19 protein-coding genes are annotated in these 17,126 nt (G+C 59.6%); 13 read left to right on the top strand and 6 right to left on the bottom strand.

All coding sequences use genetic code 11. The features are described from left to right. Positions 1 to 488: 488 nt before the first annotated feature. Positions 489 to 737 (top strand): hypothetical protein, encoded by a 249-nt coding sequence (locus tag ASC90_RS13130; RefSeq protein WP_056540877.1) that lies wholly within the window; start codon positions 489 to 491, stop codon positions 735 to 737. Between the two features lie 356 nt (positions 738 to 1,093). Here the strand turns inward: ASC90_RS13130 and ASC90_RS13125 are convergent, their stop codons facing one another. Then, the gene (locus tag ASC90_RS13125) at positions 1,094 to 1,390 is read right to left on the bottom strand and encodes a hypothetical protein (RefSeq protein ID WP_056540873.1); all 297 of its coding nucleotides are present in this window, start codon (positions 1,388 to 1,390) and stop codon (positions 1,094 to 1,096) included. Between the two features lie 299 nt (positions 1,391 to 1,689). Between ASC90_RS13125 and ASC90_RS13120 the strand changes: the two genes are divergently transcribed. The 8 genes from ASC90_RS13120 to ASC90_RS13085 all read left to right on the top strand — a co-directional run bounded on the left by ASC90_RS13120 (position 1,690) and on the right by ASC90_RS13085 (position 9,482). Beyond that, positions 1,690 to 1,875 carry a hypothetical protein gene (locus ASC90_RS13120; protein WP_056540870.1) on the top strand — a complete coding sequence of 62 codons (186 nt, stop codon included), beginning with the start codon at positions 1,690 to 1,692 and terminating at the stop codon, positions 1,873 to 1,875. A gap of 417 nt (positions 1,876 to 2,292) precedes the next feature. Next, positions 2,293 to 3,639, top strand: coding sequence for an extracellular solute-binding protein (locus ASC90_RS13115; RefSeq protein ID WP_056540866.1), 1,347 nt, complete (start codon positions 2,293 to 2,295; stop codon positions 3,637 to 3,639). A 53-nt stretch (positions 3,640 to 3,692) separates the two neighbouring features. Continuing rightward, positions 3,693 to 4,994 carry a sugar ABC transporter permease gene (locus ASC90_RS13110; RefSeq protein ID WP_056540863.1) on the top strand — a complete coding sequence of 434 codons (1,302 nt, stop codon included), beginning with the start codon at positions 3,693 to 3,695 and terminating at the stop codon, positions 4,992 to 4,994. Between the two features lie 2 nt (positions 4,995 to 4,996). Further along, positions 4,997 to 5,839: a carbohydrate ABC transporter permease gene (locus tag ASC90_RS13105; protein ID WP_056540859.1), complete on the top strand. Its 843-nt coding sequence runs from the start codon at positions 4,997 to 4,999 to the stop codon at positions 5,837 to 5,839. Continuing rightward, positions 5,839 to 6,894, top strand: a complete 1,056-nt coding sequence (locus ASC90_RS13100; protein WP_056540856.1) for an ABC transporter ATP-binding protein — start codon at positions 5,839 to 5,841, stop codon at positions 6,892 to 6,894. Before ASC90_RS13105 ends, ASC90_RS13100 begins: the two co-directional genes overlap by 1 nt. Beyond that, positions 6,894 to 7,673, top strand: coding sequence for a glycerophosphodiester phosphodiesterase (locus ASC90_RS13095; protein WP_056540854.1), 780 nt, complete (start codon positions 6,894 to 6,896; stop codon positions 7,671 to 7,673). Before ASC90_RS13100 ends, ASC90_RS13095 begins: the two co-directional genes overlap by 1 nt. Then, entirely contained in the window at positions 7,657 to 8,661 is a 1,005-nt protein-coding gene (locus tag ASC90_RS13090) for a LacI family DNA-binding transcriptional regulator (protein WP_056540851.1), read from the top strand. Before ASC90_RS13095 ends, ASC90_RS13090 begins: the two co-directional genes overlap by 17 nt. Further along, the gene (locus tag ASC90_RS13085) at positions 8,661 to 9,482 is read left to right on the top strand and encodes an inositol monophosphatase family protein (protein ID WP_056540848.1); all 822 of its coding nucleotides are present in this window, start codon (positions 8,661 to 8,663) and stop codon (positions 9,480 to 9,482) included. Before ASC90_RS13090 ends, ASC90_RS13085 begins: the two co-directional genes overlap by 1 nt. Here the strand turns inward: ASC90_RS13085 and ASC90_RS13080 are convergent, their stop codons facing one another. Further along, positions 9,483 to 10,334 carry a glycerophosphodiester phosphodiesterase family protein gene (locus ASC90_RS13080; protein ID WP_056540845.1) on the bottom strand — a complete coding sequence of 284 codons (852 nt, stop codon included), beginning with the start codon at positions 10,332 to 10,334 and terminating at the stop codon, positions 9,483 to 9,485. Between the two features lie 353 nt (positions 10,335 to 10,687). On the opposite strand from ASC90_RS13080, the gene ASC90_RS13075 reads away from it, so the two are divergent. From ASC90_RS13075 to ASC90_RS13060, 4 genes are all read left to right on the top strand, one after another. Beyond that, positions 10,688 to 10,897 carry a cold-shock protein gene (locus ASC90_RS13075; protein ID WP_056540842.1) on the top strand — a complete coding sequence of 70 codons (210 nt, stop codon included), beginning with the start codon at positions 10,688 to 10,690 and terminating at the stop codon, positions 10,895 to 10,897. A gap of 187 nt (positions 10,898 to 11,084) precedes the next feature. Beyond that, positions 11,085 to 11,465, top strand: coding sequence for a DUF6481 family protein (locus tag ASC90_RS13070; RefSeq protein ID WP_056540839.1), 381 nt, complete (start codon positions 11,085 to 11,087; stop codon positions 11,463 to 11,465). 76 nt (positions 11,466 to 11,541) lie between these two features. Continuing rightward, positions 11,542 to 12,582, top strand: coding sequence for a fatty acid desaturase (locus ASC90_RS13065; protein WP_056540837.1), 1,041 nt, complete (start codon positions 11,542 to 11,544; stop codon positions 12,580 to 12,582). A gap of 80 nt (positions 12,583 to 12,662) precedes the next feature. Continuing rightward, positions 12,663 to 12,956: a hypothetical protein gene (locus tag ASC90_RS13060; protein ID WP_056540832.1), complete on the top strand. Its 294-nt coding sequence runs from the start codon at positions 12,663 to 12,665 to the stop codon at positions 12,954 to 12,956. A gap of 101 nt (positions 12,957 to 13,057) precedes the next feature. On the opposite strand, the gene ASC90_RS13055 is transcribed toward ASC90_RS13060, so the two are convergent. The 4 genes from ASC90_RS13055 to ASC90_RS13040 are packed head-to-tail and all read right to left on the bottom strand — an operon-like array spanning position 13,058 to position 17,110. Beyond that, positions 13,058 to 13,900: an ABC transporter permease subunit gene (locus ASC90_RS13055; RefSeq protein ID WP_056540829.1), complete on the bottom strand. Its 843-nt coding sequence runs from the start codon at positions 13,898 to 13,900 to the stop codon at positions 13,058 to 13,060. A 2-nt stretch (positions 13,901 to 13,902) separates the two neighbouring features. Further along, entirely contained in the window at positions 13,903 to 14,784 is an 882-nt protein-coding gene (locus tag ASC90_RS13050; RefSeq protein ID WP_056540826.1) for an ABC transporter permease subunit, read from the bottom strand. Then, on the bottom strand, positions 14,781 to 15,878 hold the full coding sequence (locus ASC90_RS13045) for an ABC transporter ATP-binding protein (RefSeq protein WP_056540822.1): 1,098 nt from the start codon (positions 15,876 to 15,878) through the stop codon (positions 14,781 to 14,783). Before ASC90_RS13045 ends, ASC90_RS13050 begins: the two co-directional genes overlap by 4 nt. Before the next feature lie 56 nt (positions 15,879 to 15,934). Next, the gene (locus ASC90_RS13040) at positions 15,935 to 17,110 is read right to left on the bottom strand and encodes an extracellular solute-binding protein (protein ID WP_056540817.1); all 1,176 of its coding nucleotides are present in this window, start codon (positions 17,108 to 17,110) and stop codon (positions 15,935 to 15,937) included. Positions 17,111 to 17,126: the final 16 nt, after the last annotated feature.

The following is a 17,126-nucleotide window of genomic DNA, read 5'->3' as shown; positions in this document are numbered from 1 at the left end:
ACCCCAAGAATGGAACGACTTCCTAGACAGCTTTGTTGACAACGAGCTGCTCGTCGCTCGCATCAAAGCCAAATCTACGCGGTAGCAATCGGGCGGTTACCATCAAAGATAATTTGTCGGTCGTTTGGCATCCCGCACGATGGGATAAGTCGGAACACAATTGGGCCAATCGACACGAGTCGACCATGAACCTGATCCCCCACCGAGTGTGGGAAAGCCCTCCAGATTTCCGTTGGTTCATGGGGGACGAATCGCAATATTTTCAAAGGCGTGCATCTAACGAGTTAATGTACATCCGAGATGTCGGTTCGCTGAACCCCGCGCCAAGGGACGAATATCGGCACTATGCGCGTTTCAATCATGATGTCGTTGATTCAATTCTGATATGTGCCGTCAGGGCTGCGTATGAGGGCCTCATACGGCAGCTTGAACAAAATTTCGAAGTGCTGCGATGACCTCATTCGACTTCGAAACCAGAGTGGAGGACCATGGCGATTACCACCCGGGTTACAGCATGGCGCCTTGAGCGATCAGACGAACTTTTACTGAAGAAGGAACAAGCCGAGGCCAGCAAACGGCTCGCGGAGGCTTCAGCAAAACGTCAAGACCTTGAGCGCGAGTTAGGAATAACCGCAGCGACCCTGGGGGATGCCTTGAAGCGGGCAATGGCCAACTGGAAAGGTGAAAAGCGACCTTCTATGGTAACGCTTGAGAAGCATGCCGCTCAGTATTTGTGATTGGCGGGCCATCCAATCTACGAGCGCGAGGTTCGTCAGATGATCCGGCCAATAATGGCTTCTAAGTCTGACCTTTTACCCGCACATTTGTTAAAGGAATGAACAATTCCGTTGAACCCAACCATAGAGTTGGTTTGGGTGTTATCTAAGGGCTGCCCGTACAATCGCGATGGGCGGTGGGGCAGCTTGACCTGAGGGCACACCACCGGTACACACGGTCCGCAGATGGCGTAAATTTTCACAATAAAATCAATGATGGAATGCAAAGATTCAAGACTTCGAATCTCTCCACTCCGACCTCGGCTGAAACAGCTGTACAATTCCCCTCGACCCGCCAGTTCCACCTGATCGCTGCGCTAGCGGAAATTATAGAACGATTCCGGATCATAGACGCAAGCGTAGTCGAGGATGCACTGCCTTCCCGCGGCATCGCGCAAGCTCGTGGTGCCGCGCTTGTCCCCTAGCTTGCACTTGGCCGGGGGATAGCGGAAGCTTCGCCCCCCGATGCCAACGCGAACAAAGACCGTCTTGTTCTGGCGAATGATTTGCACAATCTCGTTGCACGTATGATCATGGGCGTTCACCTCCGTAGCTGGGGCGGCGAATAACGGTGAAGGGAGCAGAAGCGTAGCGGCCAAGAGCAGATTTTTCATGGTGCCTCCTGAATGAGTTCAGTTATGCAGCGCTTCCAACTCAGTTCAAACGAATATCGTGGCGTCGTCCTGCATCGGAGCCACAACGCCGCGCGTTAAGAGCGCCTTCGGCCCTCGCCGGCGATGTTCCGACGCCTGTTCCGCGTTATTTTTTGCGGTATGGTCGCCCTATCCCAACGGATAGCATCTCTATACGCAGGCGCAATTCCTTCGGCTGTCGGATCGTGTCTTTATATGCATATCTTCTAAAGGAAGCTCGCACCGCCAAATGCAGGGGTGCCAAGCCGGAGGAATTTCCCATGGAAGCCCAAAGATACAGCCTGCGCAAGAACCTCAACATCTATTGGACGGTGTTCGATGCAGCCACCGGATCGGACGCGCTGATCGACGGTTTTGTCATGGATATGCTCACGGCGGAGGAGGCCGAAGAACTGGTTGGCAACCTGAACCGCGGGGATGACGACGGCTTTCTCCTGGCCGCCTGAGTTCGGCTGCCGAATTTATCCACTCAAGCGGATTCCAGGCGAAAAAGCAGCCACGCACCACCCACCCTCCCACTGGTCGGGAGATTCCAGTCAGGCGCGGGATTGCCGGTTGCGATGCAACCCGCAAATCCTTCGGAGCTTGATCAGGCAGGCGAACAATCCGGGCTGGCTTGCATCCCCAACTACGTCCCAGCTCCATCGCCAGTTCGTTGCCCTGCCGCCTCGGCAAAACAGCGCTTGCAATGTTTTTTTGGCTCGTCATAATAATTTTGCACACGTGCTCAATTTTGTCATTCGGCCGTTACGTACGCCCCTTAGAGCGGACTTCGTTCGCGCTTTTCGGGACCTCGCGGTGGCCTTCAACAATGGTGATGGCCCGCCAAGAGGTTCACACCGCTCTTCTGGGGAGACGAAGAAATGACTATTCTGCCAACATTGAAGTGCATGACCATCGCAGCCGCCATTCTGGCTTCGACGACAGCCTTGTCCTTTGCCAAGGATGTCACCATCACCGTCTGGGCCGGCGGCACCGGGCCCAACGATGTCTATCGCCTCGACGCGATCGACATCGCGGCCGAGCAGCTTCAGCGTGAAGCCGCGATCAAGGGCGAAGACCTGAAAATCAAGGTCGAGAAGAAGGCCTACAGTGGGTGGGAAGACTTCAAGCAGGCGATGACGCTCGCCGCAGAAGCAAAGACGGCACCTGATATCGTCGTCACCGGCCATGAAGACATCGGCCCCTGGGCGCAGTCCGGTCTGATCGTGCCGATCGAGGACTACGTCGACCTAGACTCCTGGCCGCTCAACGACATCTACGAAAACCTGATGAGCATCGCCTCGTTCAACGGCACGGTCTACGGTATTCCGCAGGACGCCGAGTCCCGCCCGATGTTCTTCTGGAAGCCCTACATGAAGGCGATCGGCTATAGCGACGCCGATCTCGACGCGCTGCCGAAGAAGGTCCAAGACGGCGGCTACACGATGAAGAACGTGCTGGAAGACGCCAAGAAGATGCAGGATAAGGGCCTCGTCCAGGCGGGCTACGGCTTCTATCCGCGCAACTCCAATGGTCCTGACTACTGGCAGTTTTACACCAGCTTCGGTGGCACGATGGAAGAAGACGGCAAGCTCGTCTTCGACAAGGCGGCCATGCAGCGCACCTACCAGTTCTTCGCTGACGCGGTGAAGGATGGTGTCACCAAGAAGAACCATATCGGCATGCCCGGCGATCAATGGTGGAAGGAAGTTGCCTCCGGCAAGGCTGGCATCTGGCACGGCGGCACCTGGCACTATGCTCGCTATGTCAACCAGGAGGGCCTTAAGGACTTCTTCGGCAACGTCGTCTTCACGCTGATCCCTGCCGGCGAAGGCGGCAAGGCCAACACCCTGACCCACCCGCTCGTCTATCTCCTGACCTCTGGCCACGACAAAGATTCCACCGAGGTCGCTGCCCAGCTGATCAAGATCGCTTCGGAGCCGCGCATCAACGTGCTACATGCGGTCAAGTCGGCCCACCTCGGCATTTCGAAGGCCGAAACCGAAATCGAGCTTTACTCCTCCGATCGTTGGGCGCGTGAAGCCACCGAGCGCCTGCTGCCCTACGCCAACGCGATGCCCAACAATGCCGATTTCGGCACCTACTGGAATATCATGTGGAAGGGCCTCGAAGCATCCTGGACCGGCGCCAAGACCCCTGACGCCGCCGTCAACGATGTCGAGAGCGAGCTGAAGAGCACACTCGGCGACAAGATCGTCATCCGCTAAACACCCCAACACTCCGGGCGGCAAGTCCGCCCGGATCTTTGCGGAGACTTTCGATGAGAACGTCCAGAACGCTAGGGCTCGTGATGATCGCGCCTGCCGCGGCCATGATCCTGCTGTTCTTCCTGATGCCGGTCGTACTGACCGCCGTCTTCTCCTTTACGAACATGACGACGGCCACCGGCATCTCGGGCGGTGCGTACCAGATCGCGCCGAATTCGCTGGACGCGCTCAAGCGCGAAATGCCGGATGTCGTGCAGCAGCTGACCGAACCGCGCTACGCCATCGACGAGGAAGGCATCAAGGGCGTCGAGGCCCTCGGGCTTCAACCCGGCATCGCCGCCGAACTGCGCGAAAAGCATCTCGGTGAAGTCTTCCCCTCGCGACGCGAGGCTGAACGCATGATCAAGGATCTCCAGGACCGGCCCTCGACCCGAGACGTCAAGCAGATCTCCGAGCAGTTCAACCGCTCCGTCGCCAACCTGCGTTTCGCGAGCAAGGACGACCTTTTCGCCTCGCTCGACAGATTCGGCTACAAGCTGACGCCGGAGCAGAAGGAAGGCCTCGCCAAGGCAACCTATACCGGCTGGAACTGGACCACGGAGAATTTCTCGCGCATCGCGTCCTCGCAGGACATGGCGCAAATCCTCTTCAATACGCTTCTCTTCGTCGCGCTAGTCCTCGTGCTGTTCAACACGACCTACGCGATGGCTCTGGCGATCTGGACGCACTACATGCCTGATATGCCGGCGACGATCTTCCGGTCGATCTGGCTCCTGCCGCGCATCACGCCTGTCGTCATCTATGTGCTGATGTGGAAGTGGCTCGCATGGGATACCGGCTTCATATCGGTGTTGATGGGCAAGTTCGGCTACCCGCCGAAGAACTACCTTCTCGACACCGCCTACCATGCCTGGTTCTTCGTGGTGCTGATCAACGGCTTCATCGGCGCTTCCATGGGCATGCTGGTCTTTTCCTCGGCGCTGAGGGCCATTCCAAAAAGCCAGTTCTTTGCCAGCGAGGTAGACGGCGCCAGCCGCTGGCAGCAGATCCGCTACATCATCCTGCCGCAGATGCGCTGGCCGATCCTGTTTGTCACCTGCTACCAGACGCTGTCGCTGCTCGCTTCCTTCAATGAAATCCTGCTTTCGACCCGCGGCGGGCCGGGCAAGGCGACCGAAGTCTGGTCGCTTGCTGCCTACCACACGGCGCTCAACAACTATGCCGGCAACCTGGAATACGGGCTCGGCGCGGCGATGGCGCTGGTCCTAGTGGTCATTGGCATCATCCTCTCGCTCGCCTACCTGCGCGTCTTCAACTATGCCACGCTGGTTGCGCGGCCGCTCATCGAGGATTGATCATGGCGGAAAAATCGCAACCCTCGGCCAACTACCGTACCTGGCCGGTCATCCTGGCTCTGGCGATCGTCAGCCTGCCACTGGTGCTGATGTATGCCTATCTCTTCATCGACACGATCACCGACAAGCAGCCGGCAGCGCTCATCCCGGATTCGATCACCTTTCGCCACTGGGCCTTCCTTTGGGAGACACCACCCGGAAAACCCAACATCTGGCTGGTGACGCTGAATACGCTTATCTTTGCCGCGAGCACGACTGCCGTCGTGCTCCTCGTCTCGTCGATGGCCGGATACGTGCTCTCCCGGCTAAACGTGCCCGCACGCGGTTTCTTCCTCGCCGGCGTCATGGTGCTGCACGCATTTCCGTCGGTGACGCTGATTATCGCGATCTTCATCGTGCTGCAGATGGTCGGCCTCTATAACTCTCTGATCGGCGTTATCCTGGTGAAGGCTGCCATCGACCTGCCGCTTGGCATCTGGCTGATGAAGGGCTTTTATGACGCCGTCCCTTGGGAAATCGAGATGGCTGGCGTCGTCGACGGTGCCTCGCGGTTCCGCGTCTGGCGCAGCCTCGTGCTCCCGCAGGTGCGTCCTGCGATGATGGCGCTGGCGCTCTTCTCCTTCCTGTCAGGTTGGGGTGAATTCATCCTGCCGCAGGTTTTGGCGCCCGGCGCCCGGGTCCAGGTGCTGTCGGTCTATCTCTCCGGGTTGATCGCTGACGACAACAATTTCAACTTCGGTACCTTCAAGGCAGTGGGCGTGTTCTACGTGATCCCGGTCCTGCTGCTTTACGGGTTCTTCCACAAATACCTCATGAATATCTATGGCGGCGGGAGCAAAGGCTGATGCGTATCCTCCTCGACAATTTCTCGAAGAGCTTCGGCTCAACCAAAGTAATCGAGAACATGAATCTCGAAGTGGCGCATGGCGAGATGCTGGCACTGCTCGGTCCTTCCGGCTGCGGCAAGTCGACGACGCTTTTCGCCGTGTGCGGTATCCACCGCCCGACCGGCGGCCGCATCCTTTTCGGCGACCGCGACGTGACTGATCTGCCGAGCCAGGCGCGCAATGTGGGCGTCGTCTTCCAGTCCTATGCGCTCTATCCGCACATGACGGTCGCCGAAAACATCGCCTTCCCGTTGAAGGTCAAGGGGATGGCTTCGGCAGATATTCGCAAGGAAGTAGACAGCATCGCCGGTCTTGTGCAGATCGGCAACCTGATGGATCGCCGTCCCTCCCAGCTTTCCGGTGGGCAGCAGCAGCGCGTGGCGCTTGCCCGCGCGCTCATTCGCAAGCCCGATGTCCTGCTTCTCGATGAGCCGCTCGCCAACCTCGATGCGAAGCTGCGGCTGGAGATGCGCTCGGAAATCCGGCGCATCCAGCGAGAGACGGGCATTACCGCCATTCTCGTCACCCACGACCAGGTCGAGGCGATGAGTATGTGCGACCGCATCGCCATCATGAAGGAAGGCGAAATCGTGCAGATCGCAACACCGGCTGAAATGTACAACGACCCGCGGACCGCATTCGTCGCCGGCTTCCTTGGCAACCCGCCCATCACCTTCCTGCATGGTATCGCATCGAAAGGTGCCTTTTCCGTTCCTGGCAGCCAGATAGAAGTGCCGCTTCCGGCCTCGGTCAATGCCGGCGAAGGTGTCAAGCTCATGCTCGGCGTTAGGCCGGAGCACTATAATCCGGCGGGCGACGTGCACGTTACCGGCACGGTCAACTTCGCCGAAACCCAGGGCCGCGAAAATCTCTACGACGTTCGGCTTGCCGACGGTCCGCTGTTGCGATCGATCCAGCCGGTACGCCATGACATCGCCATTGGCGACGAGGTCACATGGGCCATCGACAGCCGCAACGTGCTGATATTCGACGAAAGCGGACGGAGACTCTGATGCAACGTGATTTCTCGGCCTTCTTCGAACGTTATCGCTGGCCTGCAGGCAAGGGCCAACTTCCCTTTTGCGTCGGCCACCGTGGCGCGAGCGGCCACGCCCGTGAAAACACCCTCGCCGCCTTCCGGCTGGCGGCGGAGCTCGGCGCGGAAATGTGGGAGCTCGACACGCAGTTGACAAAGGACGGCGTGGTGGTCGTCTCCCATGACGACCATCTCGAGCGGGTCTTTGGCGTGGACCGTCGTATTTCGGAGATGACCGCTGCCGAGCTTGCGGCATTGGACGCGGTCGATGTTCCGACTTTCGAGGCGGTCGCCACACTTGGGCGCGAAACGGGAACAGGTCTGTATGTCGAGCTGAAGGCGCCCGGAAGCGGCCTTCGTTGCTGGCAGCACCTTCGGGAACAGGGCCAGCGATTTGCCTGCCTTGGCTCATTCGACACGGCACAGGTCCGCGAGCTTCGCGAGGCGGGCTGCGAGTATCCGCTTTCGGTGCTCATCCGCGTCGGCCAGGATCCGCACGCCATGGGCGACGAGGCGCACGCTGACATCCTGCATCTTTGCTGGGAACGCGCCGGCGAACGGCCGCAGGATCTGGTTACCCCTTCACTTATGAACCGGGCCTTCTCAGAAGACCGCGAGATCGTCCTATGGCACGAAGAAAGACGGACGATCCTGGATGATTTAATGAAATTGCCGGTGCTCGGCATCTGCACAGATTTGCCGGACATGATGCGCGCCGGCTCGGGTGGGGAACAAAAACGTGGCCGACAAGGATAAGGGACCGCGCAGAGTAACGTCCTTCGATGTGGCGCGCGTGGCAGGTGTGTCTCGCGCGGCGGTCTCACGTGCCTTCACGCCGGATGCCAGCGTCTCTCCCAAGACCCGCGAAAAGATCCACCAAGCCGCCAAGGAGCTCGGCTATCGGGTCAATTATCTGGCCCGCAGCCTGACGAACAAGCGCTCCGATCTCGTCGGCGTCGTTGCCGCGGGGCTAGACAACCCATTTCGCACGCTCCAAATCGAGCATCTGGCGCGCACGCTCATATCCCGCAATTTCAGACCGATCCTTCTGCCAACCTCGAAGGAGGCGGATACGTCGACTGTCATTGGCCAGCTGCTGCACTATGCCGTCTCCGGCGTAGTGGTAACATCGGACGCTCCGCCGACGGAGATCTGCGAGCAGTGTGCCGCCGATGGCGTGCCGATCGTGCTGATTAACAAGGGCGACGACATTCCCTTCGTCGACCGCATCATTTCCGATGACCGCACCGCCGGGCATCTCGCCGCCGATCATCTGATCGATGCGGGCACCAAGCACCTCGGCGTGATTGCAGCGCCGTCCGTTTCCTATACCGCGCGCCGCCGCAGCGAGGCTTTCCTCGGTCGCTGCCGCCAGCGGGGCGTCGAGGCACGACTTCTTTCAGTCGCCGTAAACGACTATCGATGCGGCTTCGACGTTGCGTCCGAACTTGGATCCCTGGCGATTGACGGCGTCTTTTGCGCCAACGACTACATGGCCTGCGGCGTCGTCGATCGGTTGATGTCCGGCCTCAACCGCGATGACGCACCCGCCGTCCGCGTTATCGGCCATGACGACATTCCCCAAGCAAGCTGGGCCGCCTATGAATTGACGACCATTCGCCAGCCCTGCGATCTCCAGGCCGAACAGACCATCGACCTGTTGATCAGCCGGATGGCCGAGCCAAACATGACGGCGCGTGTGGAATTCACGCCCGTTTCGCTGATCCAGAGAAGGACCGCCTGATGAGTTCCGCTTTCGATGCCGCTGCCCTCAATACCCGTGCTGCGGCTGCGATCGAGATCGCCCGCCGCGTTGGCCGAGAGGCGGCCCGCTTTCGCGCGGAAATGGGTTCGGGATTGGAGGTCGAGAACAAAGGCTTGCAGGATTTCGTTACTGTCGCCGACCGCAATGCCGAGCAGGCCATTCGCGACGGCCTCCTTTCGATGTTTCCGCAAGACACCTTCATGGGCGAGGAAACCGGCGGCACTTCCGGTAGCGCCGGAACCTGGGTGGTGGACCCGATCGACGGTACGACGAACTACATCCGCGGTTTCCGCCACTGGGGCGTGTCGATCGCCTTCTGCGCCGAAGGCCGCCTTGAGATCGGAGCCGTCTACGATGCCGCCAAGGATTCGGTCGCGTCGGCAATCCGTGGTCGAGGAGCATTCCGCGAGGGTGTGCCTGTCCACGCAGCGAAAACAACCGACCCGGCCAATGCCATGTGCATCCTCGGCCATTCGCGCAAGACAAGTTTCGACGAGCATCTTGCGGTGTCCCACCGCCTGCATGAGCATGGCATGGACTACCGCCGGATGGGCGCGGCGGCGATCGATCTGCTGCGCGTCGCCGAGGGGGCAGCAGACCTCTACTACGAGCGGCACCTCAACGCATGGGATATGCTGGCTGGCGCGCTCATCGCTTCGGAGGCGGGCGCGAAGGTCGCCATGCCGGAGTTGCAGACCCTTCTCGAGCATGGCGGCCCTGTTGTCGCCTTCACGCCGGGGCTCGCTCGGGAGTTCGAATTCATCCTCGAGATCGAAGGCCTGTCAGCGGTGACAGGCTGATCAGCCCATCGTCCTTTGTGCCCAGGCACGTTCCGTCGCGGGGGCTTCGTCGGTGGTGATCTGATCGGGTTGCAGCGCCATCAGCGCCGAAAAATCAGCCCATTCCCCTTCGTCGAATCCTGTGTCCGGGCTTTTCAATGTGAAAGTCCAGGCATCGACGCGCCGCCCTTCAGTCCGGCAAAGGCCGATCATATCAAGACCTTCCCGCTTGGCGCGCAGAATTAGCGGCCAGTGAAGGTATACCGTGTCCGGCTCTGTCGGCCCGCGCAGGTCGGCAAACAGCTCGCGCTCAACGGCAGCGAGCCCTTCCTGCCGGTAGATATCCACCAATTTGTCGGTCGGATCGATACCGCGCTTCAGATGCGGCAGTCGCTCCTTGACCGCGACGATCAGGTCAAGACAGGCGCCACTGACGATGATCGAGGAGGCAATGTTGCTGAAATGCGCCGTGAGATGCGTAATGCCCTTCTCGCCGATCGTCGCGTAGTCGTCCTTCATGTCGAACTGCAACAGCGATTGAGGATGCGCCATCTGCATCATGGCGGAAAGATCTTCGCTTAGGATCAGCGGCCGCCCGCCCTGCCGCATGCGGATCGGCAAGAGTTCGTCCATCCGCTTGTCCACGATCAGCCCGGATCCGGTCGTCTCGCCTTCCAGGTCGGCGTCGTGCAGTACGACAAAGCCGCCATCGGAACGCACCCGCAGGTCGAGTTCCATCGACGCTCCATCCTTGAATCCGGCTCGCATGACCTCGCGGGAAAACAATGGGTCGCGCATTTTCCGGCGCAAGCGATGCCATTTCAGCCTTGTGGAACGGCCCTCATGCAGGATTTCAAGGCCCGACTCGATCATCTCACTCTCCGCCTGTCGCTTGTGTTGCCTTGCCTTGGGCACGAGCGGATTGCAAGGGGCCGGGAGCGCAAAGGCTTTCTTCCCTCAGAGAACCGCTGCCCCGGCCGGCGACGGTGGGAAGAGCATAAATTCGCATGCTAGAACAACCTATGGTATATATTCGAACGTGTCACCGAAACAAAAAGTTGACGCGGCGGCATCAAAGCTGTAGGGAAACAGCAATCGATACTTTGTTTGCCGATCTTTGTTTTTGCTGCGCCTCGCGCTTCGTGACGAACTTTCCCTTTCAAAAGTCGAAAAATGCCCGTTGTGCTTCGCGCTGCGGTAGTCAGTACTTTTAGAAAGGGTCCATTATGGCCACTGGCACAGTAAAATGGTTCAATGCCACCAAAGGCTTCGGCTTCATTCAGCCCGACGACGGCAGCACGGACGTTTTCGTCCACATCTCTGCTGTTGAGCGCGCAGGCTTGAATTCGATCGTCGAAGGCCAGAAACTCGGCTTCGAGATCGAGCGCGACCAGAAGTCGGGAAAGATGGCCGCCGGCCAGCTTCGGGCCGCTTAACTTTTAGCCTCCATGACCGCGGATGTACTGGCATGGAAGCGCAAGGTTCGAAAGGTCAGGCGCATGTCTGGCCTTTTTTTTCGTCATGTGCTCTTAAATCGCCGCAAATGCTGATAGAGCTTCGGCCTGACGATCTATTCGCAATGCCGCGAATACCACCACCCGAGATACGAACAAGGAACACACGTTGAGACACCTGAACGACAATGGCTTTGCAGAACGTCGCACTGCCGCCGCGCAAGCGAAGAAAGAATTGCTGTCTAAATTTGCTTCTGCACCGAAACCGACCGATCCTGAAATGCAGGAGCGGCTTGCCGCGCGTGAGGCCGTTGCCAACGCCAGAGATGCTCGTCGCGCCGAGCGCGAAGCATTGAAGCAGGCGGAAAACGAGCGCCTCCTCGTAGAGGCCGCAGCACGCACGGCCGCAGCCGAGGCTGACAGGAAGGCCGAAGCCGAGGCTCGCGAAGCAGAGGTCAACGATCGGATCGCGCGCGTTCTAGCCGATGAAGCCGAACGTAAGGCCGAGCGAGACCGTCGCTATGCGGCACGCAAGGCTCGCAAGAGCTGAGGACTGAATATACTGGAGAGTGCAAGCGGGTCCGTTTCGGCGACGCAGCATACCCGGCCAACACGGATCGACCTTCATGAGCGCTCACGCCTACGCAACTGCGGCACCTGCCGAAGAAAATGTCGGAGCTTGGCTGAAGATTCTTTCAGCCTACCGCCAGCCACGCATGGGGCGGAGCAGCTTCGAGCTCCTCGTCACGCTGCTTCCATTCATTGCAATCCTGATGTGCGCCTATGTCACCGTTCACAACGGTTTTTGGCTGGGATTGGCGCTGGTCGTTCCGGCCGCGGCATTTCTGCTTCGCCTGTTCATGATCCAGCATGATTGCGGGCACGGCTCCTTCTTTGCCCGCCGGCGCCTCGATGACTGGACCGGTCGCATCCTCGGCGTCCTGACCCTGACACCCTATGACTACTGGCGACGGGCGCACGCCGCGCATCACGCGACGGCGGGAAACCTCGACGAGCGCGGTATCGGCGACATTACCACGCTGACGATCGCCGAGTATCGTTCGCTGCCCCGATCAAAGCGGCTCGCTTACCGCCTCTATCGGCATCCTCTGGTGATGTTCGGCATCGGCCCCGCATGGCTCTTTCTCATCAAGCAACGCCTACCGCTGGGAATGATGCGCGACGGCCCCCTGCCCTGGATTTCAACGATGGCGACAAACGTGGCCGTGGCTGCACTGGCTGCGGGCATGATCTGGGCTTTCGGACTTGTTCCGTTCCTCGCGATCCATCTCCCTATCGTGCTGCTTGCCGGCGCGGCCGGCGTATGGCTCTTCTATGTTCAGCACCAGTTCGAGGAAACGCACTGGTCAAAGGGCGAGGAGTGGCATTTCCCGCAGGCCGCACTGCACGGCGCTTCCCACTACGACCTGCCGCTGGTGCTGCGATGGATCACCGGCAATATCGGCGTTCATCACGTCCATCATCTGTCGAGCAGAATACCTTACTATCGCCTCCCTGAGGTCCTGCGTGACTATCCCGAGCTGGCCGGCATCGGTCGCATAACACTCTGGGAAAGCCTTCAATGCGTCAGGCTCACACTGTGGGATGAAAAGAGCGGAAAGCTCGTCTCCTTCCGTGATGCAGCCAAAGTAGCCGCCACCATATGATGCCCTAAGTGTGAACAAATCGCCCGCGCCGAGCGCAGGTCGTCATTCACCTTCGGCCTAGCCGTTTCGAGGATAGAAAATTGAACAAAGTAGACCTTACACCCATTCAAATCAGGGGTTTGAAACTTGCCCTGGACGGAGACCTGTTCCCGCAGGACGCCAAGAAGTGGACGCATCTGAACGCCACTGTCACCTACGCAAAGACCGACAGGTTCAAGGAGCGGCCACAGAAGATCAAGTTCCTGAGCACGACAACCCTGACCGAGTTGCGCGGCATGGGTTTTCTTGAGCCGCTGGATGCCGATGTCCCGGCCGAAGGCACGGCACATGGGATAACCATGGCAGGCAAAATCTGGCTTCTCAAGAACAAATAGTCGGCTTGATCCGGCCGAATTAGTGGTTCCCCTTCACGGGGGAATCAGTTGACAGCGGTGCATTTCTGCTCCGCTGTTTTCCATGACCGGGCATCGGCAATCTAGTGTGCCGACGGCTGCTTCGCCCTCGCCACAATCTGCGTTGGATTTACAAATTGAAGCGCGATGATGAGCCAGAAAAGCGTCGTCACCATGTAGACGACCGCCATCGCATCAATCGACTGGCCCGCACGCACACCTGATGCAAATACGGCGTAGTAGAGAGAAACCACCAACGTCTGCGTCGTCGGCCCGGCAATTAGGAACGTCAGCTCGAACATGGCAATCGTGCGAACGAGCACGAGCAGCAGGGCCGCAAGCATGCCTGGCAAGAGCAGCGGCAGCAGGATGCGCACGAACAGACTTGTCGTCCCTGCCCCGAATACACGGGCAGCCGCCTCGATGCGCGGATCGATCTGTTCGATGAATGGGATCATGACCAGAACGACGAACGGCAGCGACGGCACGACGTTGATCAGCACCACGCCCCAGAAAGTCCCGCCAAGCCCGAGTTGATAGAGCACGGTCGCGAGTGGGATGCCGTAGGTGAGCGGCGGAATGAGCAGCGGCAGCAGAAAGAGCAGTACGACCAGGCGCTTTCCCGCAAAATCGCGTCGCGCCAGCGCGTACGCCGCCATGACACCGAGAATGCCGGAGATGATGACGACGGTGAAGACGATCTCGAATGTGACGAGAACCACGCTGGAGAGCTGGAATTCCTTCCATGCACTGAAATACCACTTTGTCGTCCAGCCTGCCGGAAGCCAGGTGCCGAGCCATCGGGTAGCGAAAGAGTTGACAACGACGGCGGCGATGACGGCAAGAAGATTGAGGACGAAGAGTGTGGCAAGCGCCCAGATGGCGAGGCGCCAGATCTTCGAGGTGAGACCTTGATCGCGGATCATGACTAGCCTTTCGTGCCGCCGGCAGGGCCGCGATAGAAGAACGACCGACCGCCGAGCACCGCAAGAACCACGGCGAGTTCGACGCCCCCCATGATCAGCGCGATCGCCGAACCGAGCGAGTGGTCGTATTGCTCGAAGGCGGCTTGATAAGCTGCGATCGAGATAACCCGCGTCGGACCGGCGGGCGCGCCGAGCAGAACCGCGGATGGAAAGACGGCAAATGCCTGGACGAAGGCAAGGCAAAAGGTCACCGCCAGCCCGGGCACCAGAAGCGGCAGGAACACCCGGAAGAAGCGCCGGCGCGGACCAGCGCCAAGGGTGGCCGCCGCCTGCTCGATAGCAGGGTCGATACCGGTGACGTATGAGAGCGTCAGCAGGAACGCGAAAGGAAAGCCGGTGATCAGCAGGGACGCAAAAACGCCCCAGTAGTTGTTCGTCAGCTTCACCGGAGAATCAAGAATTCCAAGGAGCAGGAGCGTATGATTGAACCACCCGCGGGGGCCAAGGAAGGTGACCAGGCCATCGGCCACGAAAACGGTGCCAAGGGTGATCGGCAGCACCAGAATTGTGGTCAGCAGCCGTTGCCTTCGCATCAATCGGACGCGGAAGGCGACCGGCACCGCAAACGCGAGGTTGATGATTGTCACCGGAAGCGCAAGCCACAGCGTGGCGCCAATGGTGTTGTATTGGAACGGATCGCTGAAAAACTTTGCATAATTCGCGTACCACGCGCCGCCGTCCTTCGGCACCAGGGAGTCTACGACGCCGTATAGGAACGGATAGACGAACAGCGCGATCATGAAGGCCAGCCCAGGCAACAGCAATATCGTCGTGCCGTCGAAGCCGCGCGCAGCAAGCCGCGTTTGCAGGGATGACCGGCTCATCGCGCAGTATCCCTGAAGAGAAGCGCCCTTCCCGCAACCGGTCGCAGGCGCGTAGCCGCTCCCCGCGGCAGCACGTCGTCGGCTCGAAAATAAAGCTCCGATCCATCGTTCGATCGCGCCATGCCGAAGAACGCACGACCACGATACTCCATACTGGCGACAGTGGCAGGAATTCCCTCCTCCTCGGCGACGAGATCCTCCGGCCGCACCGACAGTATGGCTGCATCACCGACTTTCAACGGAGTCCGGATGGTACCCGCAACGCGCGCTCCAGCGACCTCGATCTCCGCCTCATCTCCGGAAACGCCGACTACTCTGCCGGCTACGCGGGTGCGAAACCCCATGAAGTCGGCCACATCTACATTGACGGGACGCTGGTAAAGGTCCTGCGGTGAGCCGATCTGCTCGATATGCCCCTGACTCATCACGACAATTCGATCGGCTAGCGATAGCGCCTCGTCCTGGTCGTGTGTCACGTAAATGGTGGTAGAGCCGATCTGATCGTGGATGCCGCGGATTTCGGCGCGCATTTCAAGGCGCAGCTTCGCATCGAGGTTGGAAAGGGGCTCATCCATCAGGACGACGGGCGGGCGAATGACGATGGCGCGCGCTATCGCCACGCGCTGCTGCTGACCGCCGGAAAGTTGGCCAGGCAGCTTCTCCGCCTGGCTCTCAAGACGCACCAGCGCCAGCGCATCATTGATGCGCTTGTCGGCCTCCGTCCCCTTGATGCCCTGCATGGTCAGACCAAAGCCGACATTCTTGCGTACGCTCATATGTGGAAACAGTGCGTAGCTCTGGAACACCATGCCGAAACCACGCCGCTCAGGCTCCAGTTGGTCGATACGATTGCCGCCCAGGCGGATTTCTCCCCCCGACAACCCCAGTAGGCCGGCAATGCAATTTAACGCGGTCGACTTGCCACAGCCAGACGGGCCGAGCAGCGCGACGAACTCCCCCGGTTCGATCGTCAGGTCAATCGCATCGAGGGCGTTATAGGCCCCGAACGAGCGGCTAAGGCCATCAAGCTCAAGGCGGGCATTGCTACGCGCAGAGGCCACTGCATTCGGAACCGAATTCAAGCCAATCTCCATTCACCGATATAATGGGCCGGCTCCGATGTCATGATCGGAGCCGGCGTTTTTCAAGATCAACCCTTCTTGGCGCCGATCTTTTCGTCCCAGAGGCGGAAAGCCTGGACGAGCAGCTTTGGTTCGAGCGGCACCTCCAGCGGATTGTTCGCGATCCAATCGGCATATTCGGGCCGACCAAACTCCTTGATGATGTCCTGGCTTTCCTGCGGCGCCATGTCGATCGTCACGTCCTTGACGGCCGGGCCCGGATAGAAATAGCCGGCATCATAGGCAATCGCCTGCTGCTTCGGCTGAAGGATGTAGTTGAGAACGTCGAGCAGCACCGCGATCTTCTCGTCGGACACACCCTTCGGGATCACCGCGTAGTGTGCATCCGTAACCCAGTGGAACCCATCGAGTTTCTGCACCTTGGCCTCGGCAGGAACGATGCCCAGCGCGCGCGGATTGATGTCCCAGCCAGTGGTGGAGACGACGATGTCGCGTGTGCCTTCGCCGAGTTCCTTCATCACCTGACCGGTGCCGGTCGGATAGTATTCGATATTCTCGCCCAGAGCCGCAAGATATTCCCAGGTCTTGGCCCAGCCGTTGACCGGATCGCGTGGATCGCTGTCACCGAGCAGATAGGGCAACCCCATCAGGAATGTCCTGCCAGGGCCGGAATTCGCCGGTCTTGCATAGATGAAGCGGTTCTTGTTTGCCTTGGTCCACTCGAGCAGTTCCTGCGCGGTCTTGGGCGGGGTGGGGACTTTGTCAGGCATGTACTCGATAAGCGGCCCGGACGGATAATAGGTGATGACAATGCCCTGATCCTTGGCCAGGCCCTGCATCTTGAAAGCCTGCGGCTGCAGGATGGATTGCAGATCCGGGAGCGCAGCCTTGTGGGCCGAAAGGTCGATCCACAGGCCCTGATCGAGACCGGCAGACAGCGCATCGGTGCCGGTCAGGACGAGGTCGATATCGACCTTGCCGGCATCCTGCTGCGCCTTGATCTTCCCCGGAAGTTCCGGCGCCGGCGCCTTGGTAAAGGCAAAATTAGAAACCCACTCGGGCTTTTCCGCCAGGTAGGCTTCAAACATACCCTGCGTCAGCGCCAAGTTGCCGGCAACGTCGGCGATGGTAACGGTGACAGGGCTTGCGGGCTTCTTGGCCTGTGCCCACGCCCGGACCGGAAGCAGTCCTGCGACCACCGCGCTAGCGGCAGTACCGACAAAAGTTCTGCGGGTAATTTTCATAGTGTTCTCTCCTCCT

Origin of the sequence: Rhizobium sp. Root1220 (assembly GCF_001426265.1) — a bacterium.
In the GTDB taxonomy this organism is placed as follows: Bacteria; Pseudomonadota; Alphaproteobacteria; order Rhizobiales; family Rhizobiaceae; genus Rhizobium.
The sequence above is the reverse complement of the archived record's forward strand: the minus strand, read 5'-3'. Positions and strand labels throughout refer to the sequence as shown.

What these genes read in the sequence shown, in the direction of transcription:
- ASC90_RS13130 (WP_056540877.1), top strand. Translation starts at nt 489, where the DNA reads ATGGCGATTACCACCCGGGTTACAGCATGGCGCCTTGAGCGATCAGAC.
- ASC90_RS13125 (WP_056540873.1), bottom strand. Translation starts at nt 1,390, where the DNA reads ATGAAAAATCTGCTCTTGGCCGCTACGCTTCTGCTCCCTTCACCGTTA.
- ASC90_RS13120 (WP_056540870.1), top strand. Translation starts at nt 1,690, where the DNA reads ATGGAAGCCCAAAGATACAGCCTGCGCAAGAACCTCAACATCTATTGG.
- ASC90_RS13115 (WP_056540866.1), top strand. Translation starts at nt 2,293, where the DNA reads ATGACTATTCTGCCAACATTGAAGTGCATGACCATCGCAGCCGCCATT.
- ASC90_RS13110 (WP_056540863.1), top strand. Translation starts at nt 3,693, where the DNA reads ATGAGAACGTCCAGAACGCTAGGGCTCGTGATGATCGCGCCTGCCGCG.
- ASC90_RS13105 (WP_056540859.1), top strand. Translation starts at nt 4,997, where the DNA reads ATGGCGGAAAAATCGCAACCCTCGGCCAACTACCGTACCTGGCCGGTC.
- ASC90_RS13100 (WP_056540856.1), top strand. Translation starts at nt 5,839, where the DNA reads ATGCGTATCCTCCTCGACAATTTCTCGAAGAGCTTCGGCTCAACCAAA.
- ASC90_RS13095 (WP_056540854.1), top strand. Translation starts at nt 6,894, where the DNA reads ATGCAACGTGATTTCTCGGCCTTCTTCGAACGTTATCGCTGGCCTGCA.
- ASC90_RS13085 (WP_056540848.1), top strand. Translation starts at nt 8,661, where the DNA reads ATGAGTTCCGCTTTCGATGCCGCTGCCCTCAATACCCGTGCTGCGGCT.
- ASC90_RS13080 (WP_056540845.1), bottom strand. Translation starts at nt 10,334, where the DNA reads ATGATCGAGTCGGGCCTTGAAATCCTGCATGAGGGCCGTTCCACAAGG.
- ASC90_RS13075 (WP_056540842.1), top strand. Translation starts at nt 10,688, where the DNA reads ATGGCCACTGGCACAGTAAAATGGTTCAATGCCACCAAAGGCTTCGGC.
- ASC90_RS13065 (WP_056540837.1), top strand. Translation starts at nt 11,542, where the DNA reads ATGAGCGCTCACGCCTACGCAACTGCGGCACCTGCCGAAGAAAATGTC.
- ASC90_RS13055 (WP_056540829.1), bottom strand. Translation starts at nt 13,900, where the DNA reads ATGATCCGCGATCAAGGTCTCACCTCGAAGATCTGGCGCCTCGCCATC.
- ASC90_RS13050 (WP_056540826.1), bottom strand. Translation starts at nt 14,784, where the DNA reads ATGAGCCGGTCATCCCTGCAAACGCGGCTTGCTGCGCGCGGCTTCGAC.
- ASC90_RS13045 (WP_056540822.1), bottom strand. Translation starts at nt 15,878, where the DNA reads ATGGAGATTGGCTTGAATTCGGTTCCGAATGCAGTGGCCTCTGCGCGT.
- ASC90_RS13040 (WP_056540817.1), bottom strand. Translation starts at nt 17,110, where the DNA reads ATGAAAATTACCCGCAGAACTTTTGTCGGTACTGCCGCTAGCGCGGTG.